Source organism: Nocardiopsis codii (assembly GCF_036327455.1).
Taxonomy (GTDB): Bacteria; Actinomycetota; Actinomycetes; order Streptosporangiales; family Streptosporangiaceae; genus Nocardiopsis; species Nocardiopsis codii.
This window is the reverse complement of sequence record NZ_JAUZMY010000065.1, coordinates 1-12,164: the sequence shown is the minus strand read 5'-3', so window position 1 is coordinate 12,164 and position 12,164 is coordinate 1. Positions and strand designations below refer to the sequence as shown.

General features: G+C 74.8%; 11 protein-coding genes. 10 read left to right on the top strand and 1 reads right to left on the bottom strand.

The genetic code is table 11. The features are described 5' to 3' along the window. Positions 1-251 precede the first annotated feature (251 nt). The gene (locus Q8791_RS31520; RefSeq protein WP_330095510.1) at positions 252-1,280 is read left to right on the top strand and encodes a hypothetical protein; all 1,029 of its coding nucleotides are present in this window, start codon (positions 252-254) and stop codon (positions 1,278-1,280) included. An 85-nt stretch (positions 1,281-1,365) separates the two neighbouring features. On the opposite strand, the gene Q8791_RS31515 is transcribed toward Q8791_RS31520, so the two are convergent. Then, positions 1,366-1,971, bottom strand: coding sequence for a suppressor of fused domain protein (locus tag Q8791_RS31515; protein ID WP_330095511.1), 606 nt, complete (start codon positions 1,969-1,971; stop codon positions 1,366-1,368). Between the two features lie 290 nt (positions 1,972-2,261). Between Q8791_RS31515 and Q8791_RS31510 the strand changes: the two genes are divergently transcribed. From Q8791_RS31510 to Q8791_RS31470, 9 genes are all read left to right on the top strand, one after another. Continuing rightward, positions 2,262-3,539, top strand: coding sequence for an FAD-dependent oxidoreductase (locus Q8791_RS31510; protein WP_330095509.1), 1,278 nt, complete (start codon positions 2,262-2,264; stop codon positions 3,537-3,539). 11 nt (positions 3,540-3,550) lie between these two features. Then, positions 3,551-3,856, top strand: coding sequence for a YrhK family protein (locus Q8791_RS31505; RefSeq protein WP_330095508.1), 306 nt, complete (start codon positions 3,551-3,553; stop codon positions 3,854-3,856). A gap of 242 nt (positions 3,857-4,098) precedes the next feature. Continuing rightward, on the top strand, positions 4,099-4,281 hold the full coding sequence (locus Q8791_RS31500; RefSeq protein WP_330095507.1) for a thiazolylpeptide-type bacteriocin: 183 nt from the start codon (positions 4,099-4,101) through the stop codon (positions 4,279-4,281). Positions 4,282-4,434: 153 nt separating this feature from the next. Further along, positions 4,435-4,617 (top strand): thiazolylpeptide-type bacteriocin, encoded by a 183-nt coding sequence (locus Q8791_RS31495; protein WP_330095506.1) that lies wholly within the window; start codon positions 4,435-4,437, stop codon positions 4,615-4,617. Positions 4,618-4,813: 196 nt separating this feature from the next. After that, positions 4,814-5,716: an ABC transporter ATP-binding protein gene (locus tag Q8791_RS31490; RefSeq protein ID WP_330095505.1), complete on the top strand. Its 903-nt coding sequence runs from the start codon at positions 4,814-4,816 to the stop codon at positions 5,714-5,716. Continuing rightward, entirely contained in the window at positions 5,713-6,564 is an 852-nt protein-coding gene (locus Q8791_RS31485; RefSeq protein ID WP_330095504.1) for an ABC transporter permease, read from the top strand. Before Q8791_RS31490 ends, Q8791_RS31485 begins: the two co-directional genes overlap by 4 nt. Further along, positions 6,561-9,251, top strand: a complete 2,691-nt coding sequence (locus Q8791_RS31480) for a lantibiotic dehydratase (protein WP_330095503.1) — start codon at positions 6,561-6,563, stop codon at positions 9,249-9,251. The genes Q8791_RS31485 and Q8791_RS31480 overlap by 4 nt, the downstream gene beginning before the upstream one ends. Continuing rightward, positions 9,248-10,387: a hypothetical protein gene (locus Q8791_RS31475; RefSeq protein ID WP_330095502.1), complete on the top strand. Its 1,140-nt coding sequence runs from the start codon at positions 9,248-9,250 to the stop codon at positions 10,385-10,387. The genes Q8791_RS31480 and Q8791_RS31475 overlap by 4 nt, the downstream gene beginning before the upstream one ends. After that, on the top strand, positions 10,380-12,164 hold a 1,785-nt coding region (locus tag Q8791_RS31470), incomplete at its 3' end, for a hypothetical protein (protein WP_330095501.1). The genes Q8791_RS31475 and Q8791_RS31470, both read left to right, overlap by 8 nt.

Below are 12,164 nucleotides of genomic sequence, written 5' to 3'. Positions count from 1 at the left end.
CCCCCCCGGGGGGGGGGGGCCCGTCCGCGTGGGCGGGAGGGGCTCGGGGCCGGGGTGGACACGGGACCCGGTCCCCCGCCGCTGCGGGGGTTGTGGGGCGACCGCGGGGAATGTAGGTTTCCTTCCACTTTCGCCTTGAGCCGCGAAGGATACCGCCGCCTCCACGGGAGCCCGAACCCGGAGCCACGGTTCCCGCGCCCGGGAGACGGCCGCCCCTGCCCCCTCCCCCCGCTCGCGAGAGGTGCACAGACATGCGATCCACCCCGCACGAACACGCCCGCACCCGATCCCGGCTCGGCGCCCGGCCGACCGGGCGGCTCCTCGCCGTCCTGGCCTCGACCGCCCTTCTGGCGTCGCTGCCGCAGACCGCCCTCGCCTCCGGCGCGGACCGCCCCGTCGGCGCCGCGGAACAGGCCGTCATCGACTCCAAGCTGGCGAACTCGCCGGTGAACCCCGGACCGCTGGTCTTCGGCGCCGAACCCCTCCAGGACGTCACGACCGCCGCGGGCGCCGCCGCGGCCGACGCGTCGTGCGCGATCTCCCCGGAGGAGGCGACCGCCATGACCCTGGCGCCGGTCTGGCCGGAGGTCGGCGCGGGCTCGCCAGGCGCCCCCTCCCCCATGACGCTGTCCCGGTACGACAACCAGGACACCCTGTACGACCCGGCCGGCCGCGCCGGGCTGTTCTTCAACCCCGGCGTCGGCCTGTGGCAGATGGACTCCGCCGGGCTCGGCACGAACAACACCGCGGGCGATGCCATCGACACCGCGTGGGTCGCGGGGTTCGTCGCCCCGTACATCGTCGACCGGTACTGCGGGGCGATCAACGGCGGCTCGGCGGCCCCCGCAGCCCGCGCCACCGCGTGGCGTGACTGGAACGCCTGCGCGGACGGGGCGTGCGACAACGTCTACTGGCGCGCCTACAACAGCGGCGTGACACCGGACGCGGGTGTGGGCCGCCTCGGCGGGGCCGAGCCCCGCACGTGCGTCTTCGAGGGCGCGAGCCACGACTGCCTGTTCGTGGACACCGCCGCCGCCCAGGGCGGCGACTGGTGGACGCGGCCCGACAGCGGCCGGTCCCCCGTTCCGCACCCGTTCTACGTGTTCCGGAGCGAGGCGGGAGGCGTCACCCGGGAGGTCCGCAGCTGGCTGGCGGAGGACTCGGGGGCGGGCACGCACGTGACCGTCACCCGGCCGTTCGGCGCGAACGCCCGCGGCGGCCTCACCTGGGCCGACGGTCCCGGCGTCTGCGACACCACCGCGAACCGCGGCGACTGCTGACCGGTCCCCGGCCCCGGCGCGCCCGCGCCCCCGCGTCCCGGGGGTGCGGGCGCGCCTGCCCCGGCGGGCGCGCGTGGGCGGGGCGTCAGATCCGGACGGTGTCCCGGGAGGGGTCGCTGAGCATCTTCGGGTCCCGGTCGCGCAGGAGGGCGACGAGCGGGGCGGCGGTCCCGGCCTTCTGGACGTCGGCCCCCTCCTCGGCCTTCAGGCCGACGAGCTGGAAGAAGAGGACGATCCCGTTCGGGGTGTCCATGGCGCGGATCTCCACGTCCGGGACGATGACCAGGGACGTCATGTCGCCGTTGGCGGGCTCGCCGCCGAGGGGGGCCGGGGTGACGATCCAGTGCCCGACGTCCAGGTCGCTTCCGGCGAGGAAACGGTCGGCCAGGGCGTGGAGGACGCGGAGGGCCCAGGCGGGCACGGCCTCGTCGCCGTCCTCGCGGGGGACGCGGCAGGTGAACTCGAAGCCCGCCCCGGAGACCCGGGCCTCCCCGCTGGTCTTCTCGCCCAGCTCGGTCAGGCCGAAGGAGACCAGGAGCCAGTGGCCGTCCAGGGGGTAGGCGAGCACGCCGTCGAGCACGGCGCCCGACTCCCCGTCCGCCGCGAACTGGACGGTCAGCGGCTGCACGTCGGGGTACCGCTCCGCCCACTCCTCGTAGATCCGGACGAGTCCGGGCAGCATCTCCAGCATCGCGTCGTCGCTCTCCAGGTCGGTGGTCGCGGTGACCGTCGTCGGTGGCCCTCGTGGACGGTCCGGGGCGGCCTGGCCGCCGGCGGTCCGGCGGCGCCCGCCGCAGGCGATCGTCCAGGTCCGAGGATACGAGCGCCCGGCGTGCGGTCCGGACGCCGTGACCGGTCCCGCCGCGGCGCGCGGCAGGCCCTCCGCCGACCGGCGGCCGCGGCGGCCGATCCCCACGAGACTCCCGCGGCTCACCGGCCGACGTCCGGGCCGACGGCGGATCACCGGCCTACGCTGGCCGGGTGACCGATCTGCCGCAGAGCTGTGACGTCGTCGTCGTGGGAGCTGGAGCGGCCGGGCTCGTCGCCGCCGCCGACCTCGCGGCGTCGGGACTCGACGTGACCGTCGTGGAAGCCGAGGAGACCGTGGGAGGGCGCGTCCGCAGCAGGGTCCTGGACGGCTACGTGCTCGACCGCGGCTTCCAGGTGCTCAACACCGCGTACCCGGCCGTCCGCCGCCGGCTGGACCTCGACGCGCTGCGCCTGCGGTCCTTCCCCAAGGGGATGGCCGTGCGCACCGACCGGGGCCTGGTCCGGCTGACGGCCTCGCCCGGGGGCGCCCTCTCCTCCCTGTCCCTGCTCTCGGGAACACTGGTGCGCCCCTCCGACCTGGCCCGCCTGCTGCGGGCCGTGGCCGCGGACGCGCTCCTGCCCGCCTCCCGCCTCAAGGAGCGCCCCGAGACGGACACCCTCACGGCGCTGCGCCGGCTCGGCCTCGGCAGGAGGGCCGTGAACACACTCGTCCGGCCGTTCCTGGCCGGCGTCTTCCTCGACCCCGGCCTGGGGACGTCCAGCCGCGTCAACGACCTGGTGTGGCGGAGCTTCGCCCGGGGGCGGCTGACCGTCCCCGAGACGGGCGTCCAGGCCGTCTCGGACCAGTTGGCGGCGCGGGCCGGGGACGCGCGCGTCGTGCTGGGGGTCCCCGTACGGGAGGTGGCCCCCGGCCTGGTGCGCACGGAGGCGGGGACCGTCCGGGCGCGCGCCGTCGTGGTCGCCGTCGGCCCCGGAGCCGTGGCCCGTCTGCTGCCGGGGGTGGCCGCACCCGTGCTCAACCCCGCCACGACCTACTACCACTGCCGCCCGGCCTCATCCGACGACGACCCGCTCCTGCACGTCGACGGGCGGTCGAGGCGGGGGGATTCCGGGCTCTCCAGCGTCATGGTGCTCACGGCCACCGCGCCGTCCTACGCCCCGCCCGGGCGGGCGCTGATCGCGTCGTCGGTCGTCGGCGCGCAACGCCCCTCCCCGGAGCGGGTGGGCGCCGAGGCGGCCCGCCTCCTCGGCACCGGTGACACGGACTGGGAGCACCTGGACACGGTGCACGTACCGGACGCCCTGCCCGCCGCGCCGCCGCCGATGGGCGACCTGCGCAAGCCGTCGGCGCTGGGCGAGGGCCTCTACGTCGCCGGGGACCACCGGGACACGCCCTCGCTCCAGGGCGCCCTCGTCAGCGGCCAGAGGGCCGCCTCGGCGGTCCTGGCCGACCTGGCCGGGGCCGAGCGGTCCGACGGGAGAGAGTGAGAGGACACGACATGCCCGGTTCAGGGTCCCAACGGCCGCTGGTCGTCCACATCGGCCGCGAAGAACTGGTGGTCCGGCGCTGGTACGAGGCGCTGAGCATCGCGAACGACACGCTCATCGCGCTGTGGTTCATCGCGGGAAGCATCATGTTCTTCTCCTCCGCCTGGACGACCACGGGAACGTGGTGCTTCCTTCTGGGCAGCGTCGAACTGCTCATCCGCCCCGTCATCCGGCTCACCCGGCTGGTCCACGTGCGGCGCATCCGTGCGGCGGGCGGCCCCTCGACGCAGCCGGCGGAGTCCTCGACGGACTTCTGAACGCACGGCGGCGCATTCCGCGGCGCGGACGGCGGAGCACACGGGTCGCCATTCCGGTTCTCCATTCCTTGGGGAACCGAGAACCTCGCCGATCTCCCACAGTTTGCCGTGTTACACGTGTGAGAACCCGGGGCCACACTCCGGAAAAGGATCAATACAACCTCTATCGACCGTGTCTGCCGCATGTTATTTTCATTTCCGCCCGGGGGATCGGCATGAAACGAACTACCGAAGAGGTCCCGATGCCACAGTCGACCGCACCCGAGATCGACCTGCCCGAGCTGAACTTCGACGACATGGAGGTCATGAGCGTCCGCGAGGCCGTCGCCGTCCCCGAGACCGGCGCGACCAGCGGCAGCTCCAGCTGCACCTCCACCTCGTGCTGCGGCAGCAGCAGCTGCTGCTCCGGCGGCTCCTGCGGCTGACGCGAGACACCGCTCTATTCCCGGCAGCTCCGCCCCCAAACCCCACTCCGCTATTCACACCGCATTCACCGATTCGAGCGTGAATGGTTTTCGGCGCGCCCGCGACTCGAAGGCGCGCCCATCCCCTGTCCCAGATTCAGAAGAAGGTGCCCGATGGCGTTGCAGGACTCCCCCACGATCGACCTGCCCGACCTCGACTTCGACGACATGGAGGTCATGAGCGTCCGCGAGGCCGTCGCCGTCCCCGAGACCGGCGCGACCAGCGGCAGCTCCAGCTGCACCTCCACCTCGTGCTGCGGCAGCAGCAGCTGCTGCTCCTCGGGGTCCTGCGGCTAGGTCGTTTCACCCAGGGCCTGCGCTCCGCGTCGGCACGCCCGTGCTCCGGCGGAACGGCGGGTGCGCGAACCCGCCCCGAGCGGTGCGGGCCCCGTCCGGGAAACAGGCTCCGGACAGCCGTCACGGGCGGCCCCCTCACCGGTCCGGGGGCCGCCTCCACACGCCCCACCCCCAGACGAACCCACGAGGGCCGCACGTGCACGCGATCAACGCCATCGACATCACCAAGGACTACGGGAAGGGAGAAGTGCTCCACGGCATCTCCTACCAGGTGCCCGCCGGAGAGATCGCCGCCCTGCTCGGCCCCAACGGGGCGGGCAAGACGACGCTGATCGAGATCCTGGAGGGCCACCGGGGACGCACCTCCGGGCGGCTGTCCGTCCTCGGGCTCGACCCCGGCAACCGGCGCGACTTCTCCGTGCTGCGCAGGCGTATGAGCGTCGTCCTGCAGCAGACGATGCTGGAGCCGGGCATGTCGGTCCGCGACATCCTGCGCCGCCACGCCTCCTACTACCCCGACCCCCTGGACATCGACGAGGTCCTCGAACAGGTCGATCTCGTCGAGAAGCGCTCCGCCCTGGTCAAGTCCCTCTCCGACGGCATGCGCAGGCGCCTCGACCTGGCGCTGGCCCTCACCGGGCGGCCGGAGCTGCTGTTCCTGGACGAGCCGACCACCGGGCTGGACCCCGTCTCGCGCCGGCGCATCCGCGCCCTCATCGGCGGTCTGCGCGAGAGCGGCACCACCGTCGTCCTCACCTCGCACGACCTCACCGAGGTCCAGGAGCTCGCCGACCGGGTGGACGTGATCCGCGACGGCGCCATTCTCGCCTCCGGCAGCCCCGAGGACCTGGTGCGCGGCTCCGCGGCGTCCACGGTGGTGGAGTTCGCCGCCCCCGGCGTCGCCGAGGAACGCCTCCCGGACGGCGCGTCGCTCGTCAACGGACGGGTGCGCATCCACACCGACGACCAGGACACCGTCGTGCGCGAGGTCCAGGAGTGGGCCACGCGCGAGAGGACCGAGATCAGCGGCCTGACGATCGTGCCGCCCAGCCTCGACGACGCCTACATCGCGATGCTGGAAACGGGGAAGACCGAATGAGCACCGTCGAGACAGCGCGCGCGAAGCGCCGCCCCAGCAGCTTCCTCCTGCACGTGGACGGGGAGCTGAAGGAGTTCTGGCGCTCCCCCATCACCCTGGCGTTCATCGTCCTCATGCCCGTCATGTTCTACGTCGGCTTCGGGTTCGCGTTCCGGTCCCAGGCCGAGGCGGTCCGCGTGGTCGGCGAGCACGAGATCACGCAGGCCAATCTCAGCTACGGCGGCATCCTCGGCTTCGCCCTGATGTCGGTGGCGTTCGCGAACGTCGCGATCGGCCTGGCCATCCGCCGCCACCACGGCCTGTTCAAGCGCTTCCGCACCACCCCGGTCAGCCCGGTGACGGTGACGGGCGCCTACCTGGTGAACACCCTGCTCACCGCCGTGATCGTGCTGCTGGTCGTCACCGCGATCGGCCTGTTCGGGATGGGCGTGACCATCGACCCCGCGCGCCTGCCGCAGCTGCTCGCCGCGCTGGCGCTCGGCTTCGTGTGCATGGCCCCGCTGGGAGCGGCCGCGTCACTGCTGCCGCCCAGCGCGGACGCCGCCGTTCCGATGGTCAACGGCATCTTCTTCCCCACCGCGTTCCTGGCGGGCGGGTTCATCATCCTGCCGCTGGGCGACACCGTCGGCGCGGTCGTGGACCTGCTTCCGGGGCGCCCCCTGACCCTCCTGATCCAGGGGGCACTGTCCGAGTCCGGCCCCGTGTGGGACTGGTCGGCGGTGGGGCTGCTGCTCGCCTGGTCCCTGCTGGGCACGGTGGCGGCACTGCGCTGGTTCCGCTGGGCGTCCGAGCGCGAACCGCGCGGTTTCGGCTCGTCCGGACGCAAGAAGTCGGAGGGCGAGGGTTGACCGCACCTCAGTTCGACTGCGTGGAGGGCCCCTATGTGGTCTCCCGCGTGAACCTGTACCCCTACCGGCCCCTGCGCGGACCGTCCGTGGAACTGGACCGGGACCTCGTGCGCGCCCTCGTGGACGAGGAGGCCCTTCGGGAGTCCCTGCGCGACCGGCTCCTCGACGCCCTGCACCTGGCGGCGCCCGCCCTGGAGGACGAGGACCACCGGCGGGCGGCGCTGGCCGCCAAGCGGGACGTGTACAACCGGCGCCCGCCCCGGCCCGAGCTGACGGGGCACCCGGTCACCTGGCGGATCGGCGCTCTCGGCGAGTGGGTGGGCAGCTGGGCGAACACGCGCACCGCCGCCGACGCGCTCGACGCCGCGCACGCCGCCGCCCTGGCCGGGGAGCGGGCGGCGCTCGCCGCGTGGGCGCGCGACCCGGGGACCGACCGCAGCACCGCGCTGTCCAGCCCGGACCTGCACCGGGCGGTGCGGGCGCGGGCGGCGGTCGACGGGCCGCCGGACAAGCGGATGCGCAAGGCCGAACCCGCCCTGGTCCGGTACCACTCGCGCTCCACGGTGAAGGTCAGCCCGTACTCGCTGTACACGGGGGTGCACTTCGACGACATGGAGCAGCCGTCGTCGGCCACCCGGGACGGCGAACCCCTCCGGTTCACGACCGACGCCGACCTGCGGCGACTGCTGCCCCGACAGGCGGGGCGGGCGCTGGCCGCCGACCCGGAGGCCCGGCAGGGCATGCGGTGGGTGCTGACCGGCGGCGCCCGACGGGAGGGCGCCCGGTTGCTGGTGCGCCGCCGGCGCTGGGTGCCGCCCGCGCCGGGGCTGCGCGCCGAGGCGTTCGGCGAGGAGGAGGTGCGCATCCCGCTCGCCGGCGCGTGGGAACCACTGATCGCGGCCCTGGAGCGGCGCGCCTCGCACCCGGTCCTCCTGGCCGCGCTGGCCGAGGAGCTGGCCGAGGAGCTCGGGTACCCGTCCGAGGCGGTCCCGGGCCTGCTGGACAAGCTGATCGGGGTGGGGGTGCTGGTGCCGTGGGCCCCGGCCCCCGAGCAGTCCCCGGACTACGCCCGGTACTGGCACGAGCTGGCCCGGAACCTGCCCGGGACGACCGCGGCACGGGTGGGTGCGGCCCTCCAGGCGTCCGAGGAGGTACTGGCGGGGTTCGCCGGGTCGGACGGCACGGAGCGCGCCCGCGGAGTACTGCACCTGCAGCGCCTGTGGTCCGTCGCCGTGGAGGGACCGGAGGGCGCGGGAGGCGCGGGGAACGGAGGAGGTGCGGAAGACGCGGGGAGGCCCGGGGACACCGCTTCCTCCCCCGTCGTGGAGGACTGCCACGTGTCGCGGGGAGCCCCGGTCCCGCGCGAGTGGACCCGCCGGTGGTCCGCCGACCTGCGCGGCCTCATGCCCCTCCTGTTCGCCCTGGACGACCAGCGCGTCCTCGCGGGCGCGCTGGAGACCGTGTTCGTCGCCCGGTACGGCCGGGGCGGGCGGTGCGCGGACCTGGACGGGTTCGCCGAGCACGCCCGCACCGCCTTCCCACTGACGCAGCGCCTCCTGGCGGGCGACACCCGGGAGGCGGACGAGGACCTGTCCCGGCTGCTCGCCGCCCGCCGCCGCGCCGTCGACCATCTCACCGACCTGGCCCGCCTGGACGCGGAGGCGGTCTCGGTGGACCCGGCCGTCGTGGCCGAGATCGGCGGCCTCCTCCCCGGGCGCGAGTTCCTGGCGCGGCGCTCGTTCGCCGTGTTCGGGCAACCGGACCGGGGGCGGCTCGTCCTCAACCACCTGTACGGGGGCCGGGCCCGCTACTTCAGCCGGTTCCTGTCGGCGCTGCCCGACCGGGTGCGCGCCAGGGTGGCGGCCCACGTGCGGCGGCTGGCCCCGCCCGACGCCGACACCGTGCACATGCGGTCCGCGCTCGGGTTCAACGCGAACCTGTCACCGCTCCTCGCACCCGAGGAGCTCGCGCTGCGCGACGAACCCGTCCTCGCGGCCGGGCCGTCCACCGCCGACCTGGAACTGGTGCACACCCCGCGGGGGCTGCGCCTGGTCCGCACGGCGACGGGCCGGGAGATCGACCCGGTGTACACGGGGTTCCTGGTGCCGCACGCGCTGCCCTACGACGAGATGCTCGTGGCGATGGTCGCGGACTCACCGTTCTTCTCGTTCAGCGACACCGTGATCGACCTGCACGAACGCTGGGAGGCCGGCCGTGCCGAGCGCCGTGCGCCCGGCGGCACCCCGCGCGTCTCCTTCGGCGACGTGCTGCTGTTCCGGCGCCGCTGGGCCCTGGACGCCGCCGCGCTCGCCGCCCGTCCGGGGGAGAGCGCCGAGGAGCTCCACCGCCGCGTCAACGTCGAACGGACCGCGCGCGGCCTCCCCGACCAGGTGTTCGTCCGCCCGCTCCAGGGCGCCCGGATGGGCCCGATGGAACGGGCCATGGCGCCCAAGCCCCAGCACGTGGACTTCCTGAGCAGGCTGCACACGGCGACCGCGTCGAAACGGCTCGCCCACCTGGGCCCGACCCTGTTCGCGGAGGAGTTCCTGCCGGACCCGTCGGAGAGCGGTCTGAGCGGACCGCAGGGCCGCCACGCCACCGAGGTGTTCTTCGAGCTGTCCACCGTTCCCCCGTTCCCCGTCCCTCCGGTGCCCGTTCCCCCAGGCGAAGTGAGGCTGGTCCCGTGACCGTCGGACTCCGAGTGACCTACTACGACAGCGACAAGGGCGCGCTGCTGGGCGACTGCCTCGTCCCCGCCGCGCTCGACACCGCCGGCCTGGAGGGGGTCACCGCCGCGTGGCTCCACCTGCACTGGCGGTTCGGCCCGCACTGCGTGCTCTACGCGGACGGCGACCCCGGCGCGGTCGAGGCGGCGATGGCCGGCGCCCGCGACCGCGTCCGGAGCTTCCTCGACCAGCGTCCGTCCACCCGCGCCGTCGACCCCGGCGAGTACGCGGAGTTCTCCGCCCGGATGGGTCGGCTCGAACTGGTGGAGCCGCCCTACGGGCCGCTGGAACCGGACAACTCGACCCGGTTCCTGGACGGCGACCCCGTGGACACGTTCCTGCGCGGCCCCGAGGCCCTGGCCCTGAAGGGCCGGGTGCTGACCGACGGGCTCTCCCGGGTGGCCGGCCACGCGGGCGGCGGTCCGGGCGTCTTCTCGAACGTGTTCGCCGGCATGGGCGCGATCGCCTCCCAGTACCCGGAGTGGGGCCTGCGCTCCGGCTACCAGGCGTTCCTGTCGCACTGGAAGGAGTACTTCCACTGGGCGGATCCGGACGGGCGCGCGCAGGCGCAGCTCGCCGAGTCGTACGCGCGGCAGCGCGCAGGGCTGGTGGAGGGGTTGCGCGCGCTCCACGACGGTACCGGCGGCGACCCGTTCGCACTGGCCTGGCTGGAGTGGACGCGCAGGTGGCTGCCGGAGGCGGTGGCGCTGGCGCGCGAGGAGCACGTGCTCCCGTTCCCGCACCCGGACCGGCTCGACACCGCGGCGCGGTTCGGCGAGGACACGCGGGTGCGGTGGAGCGGATCGGACGACCGTTCCTACAGCGACTTCCACCGGGAGTTCCGCAAGCTGGACTTCACCCGGCTGGGCGACGGGTACGGGTTCGCCGCGTTCCGGTTCCTGATCAACTGCTTCTTCGACCTGCTCCCCCTGATGGGGGTGTCGCCGATCCAGCGGTACTCGATCGCGTACCTGTTCACCGAGGCCGCGCAGGAGGTGGTGGGCGAGGGCTGGGAGGAGACCGTCCGCCGGGTGGTCGACCACCAGCAGGGCGACCCGGAGCTGAAGCCGACCCTTCCGTGGGTGGGCGATGCCTGAGCGCACCGAGCCGGTCACGGCCCCCGACGTCCCGACCGTCCCCGAGGCCCCGGTGAACTCCGCTGCCCCGGCGCCCCCGACGGCCGCGCGCCTGAAGAGCGGCGTGCGCGCCCGGTCCCTGGCCGACGAGGGGGTCGCCGTGAGCATGGGGGCGACCGCCGTCGTCGTGCGCGGGGCTCGGGCCGACACCGTGTGGCGTGCGCTGGAGCCCGCCCTGCGCGCCGGGTTCACCCGCGAGTCCCTGGTCGCGACGTTCCCCGCCCCGGGCAGGCCCTTCCTGGAGGGCGTCCTGGACCAGTTGGAGGACCACGGCTTCCTCCGCGAACTGGAGGACGAGCACGAGCTGTCCGCGTCCGAACGGGTCGCGTACCCGCACCTGGAGTCGCTGACCGCGCGGCCGTTCGCCGCGTTGCGGGCGCTCGCGGACAGCACCGTGCGGGTGCGGTCCGAGTGCCCCCTGCTGGAGGCGGAGGTGCGCCGGGCGCTGGGCCGTGCCGGGTTCCGCGAGGTGCACGCCGACACCGGCCCCGGCGCCGGCGTGCTGTTGACCGCCCGGGTCGGTGTACCGGGGCGCGGCGAGTCCCTGTACCTGGTCGCCGCGGGGGACGGGGTGTGGCTGTCGGGGCCGCGCGACGCACCGGGCGACGCCGCACTCGTGGAACGGGTGCGGGAGTGGTTCGGGGGGTCCGCGCCGGACGGGACCGGAACGGGTTCCGGCAGCGGGGCCGGCCTGGCGATCACACGCGCACTCGTCGCCGCACAGCTCGCTCTGGCCCTGGTGGCGCACGTCGCCCGCGCGGTGGACGAACCGGTGGACCCCGGTCCCGGCCCCGCGGCTGACGACGGGACGTCCTCCGACCCGGAGTTCATGGTGACCACGGACGAACTGGTCAGCGAACCGCATCCCTTCGTGGCGCTTCCGCCGCTCGGCGAGGGGCGTCCGGGTGGGCCGATGTCTGCGCCGTGGCCGGCCCCGCCCCCTCCCGGGCCGGTGCCGCCCTCGTCGCTGCCCGAACGGCTCGACCGGGTCACACACCTGTGGGACCGCGTGTTCGGTCCCGTCGGCGAGCCCGCGCCGGGCGACCTGCCGCAGCTACCGGTGGGGCTCGCCCGTGTGGCCCGCTCCGACGTGCACGGTTGCGGGTTCACCACCGCCGAGGCGCGGTTGGACGCGCTGCTGACCGCCCTCGGCTCCGTCGCGTGGCCGGGCGTCCCGGCGCGGGGGACCTCCCCCGGCACCGGGGGCGACACCCGGTCGGAGGTGCGGGGCTCCGCCTCCCGCGGCGACGGCGGTCGGGCACGGGGCGACGTCTCCGGAGACGGTGCGCGGGCGGTGGGCCGACGCCCCGGAGCGGAGCCCTCCGGGACCGGGTGGACGGCCACCGTCGGCCGCGGCCTCGGGCTGACGCTGCCTGCCGCGATCGGCGCGTCCGTGGGAGATCTGGTCCTGGGCACGGACACGGGGTGGAAGGACATCGGCCCTCCCGAGCCGATGTCGGCACCGGCCCGCCGCCTGTGGGCCGCCCTGACACTGCGGTTCGGCGTGTCCGCCTCGACGCGCTTCCGGGGGTTGGACGGGACGGGCCTGCTGCGGGTCGACGTGGTGGGGGCGGACGGCGCGCCGCTCGGCACCGGCGTCTCGGCGGACGCCGACGGGGCCACCCGGGAGGCGCTCCTCCGGGCGGTCGCCAACGCCGCGCTCGCCGACGGCGCCGTGGCGGTGGCGGCCACGCGGACCCCCCAGGTCGTCGCGGCCCTGACCAGGGGGGGCGCGGCG